The following is a 1,421-nucleotide window of genomic DNA, read 5'->3' as shown; positions in this document are numbered from 1 at the left end:
TTTGGCGGTGGCAGCGTAAGCGACACGCCAAAGGCGGATTCACGCGCGCCGATGGCGCCCCCCTTATCTAACAGGGGGGGAGCAGAAACCGAAGCGGCTTTGAGTACCGAACAGGAAACCTTCGAAAAATACACCACCTTTTTAACTGATTCAAAAGGCCGTCTGATTGAAGTGCCTTTGCGTCGTGGCAAAGCCAATTCCGCTTTCATCGACCAAATCAGTTTTTCAATCCACGAAGATACATTTTCCCTGCTCGCCGGTTATCCATTAGTTGCCGATGATGAATACATCGTCCGCGCATCTATGGTTCTGGCAGATATTTTTGGTTTTGGTATTACCGAAAAAGCCAAGCATTCAGGCGGTCGTTTTTATGATTCCTGCTGGTTGATGGGTACAGACAATGCCCAATATGGCCGCGTTCATTTCGGTGGTCAAAACAATACCATGCTGATTGAAGTCACGGCCACGGGTTGCAATGCAGCATCTGACGGTTGGGAATTACGACTTTATAACTTCATCCTACAGGCTGTCCGTCCCAAAATTACCCGTATCGACATTGCCAAAGACTTTTTTCAAGGCGAATACACGCCCGAGCAGGCCAAATCCGACCGTCTCGCCGGTAAGTTCACCAATCATCACATGATGCCCGATGGCGAATCAGTCGGTACGGATTGGGAATCAAATAACGGCAAGGGCAAAACCTACTATGTAGGCTCCCGTGAATCATCCAAATACGTTCGCGTCTACGAAAAAGGCAAGCAACTTGGCGACAAAGAAAGCCAGTGGGTGCGTTTTGAAATTGAATTCAAAGCCAAGGATATTGTCATTCCGTTCGAAGTATTGACAGTTCCGGGTGAATACTTCGGCGGTGCATACCCTGTATGCGCCCAATTCCAAAAGAAAGCCAAACGCATCGAAGCAGTGAAAAAGAATCTTGAATTGACCTTTGAACGCTGCATCGAAGTAGCGAAAAACCAAGTCGGCCGCGCCATCAATGCCGCGAAATCCATGTTTCCGCACAAAGACCGTTCGGAAATCTTAGCCATGTTCGAAGCCGATCATGACTTATTGCCCAAACGCTTAAGCCTTGAAGTGTATTCATGTACCGAAAACCACGCACCGGCCATACACGATAAGCCCGAAGGCAGTTTATGGCTTAATGAATCCGCCCAAATTTTGCTTGAAATGGCCATTGAAGAGAAAAACAAAATGACGAAGCTCATTGAGGCCAAGCACGAACAAGATTATCTGAATCTGATGTACGACCGATACGCATATAGATTTTAAAAGGCAAAACGCTGCCGCCTTCAAGTGCAGTGTATTGAATAAGGAAACACATCATGCAAATGCAAATTCAAGGCCAAATCATGGGCGTTAAACGCTTTAACGGCCAAATCGACGGTAAAACCTTTGACTATTGC

Annotated in this window: 1 protein-coding gene; it reads left to right on the top strand. The window is 46.9% G+C overall.

What is annotated here, in order from left to right; all coding sequences use genetic code 11:
* On the top strand, positions 1–1,287 hold a 1,287-nt coding region (locus ACTHSP_RS19385), incomplete at its 5' end, for a replication initiation factor domain-containing protein (RefSeq protein WP_440346715.1).
* Positions 1,288–1,421 lie beyond the last annotated feature (134 nt).

It is taken from the genome of Neisseria sp. P0001.S005 (assembly GCF_051963715.1).
This window is presented reverse-complemented; position numbering and strand designations above follow the sequence as displayed.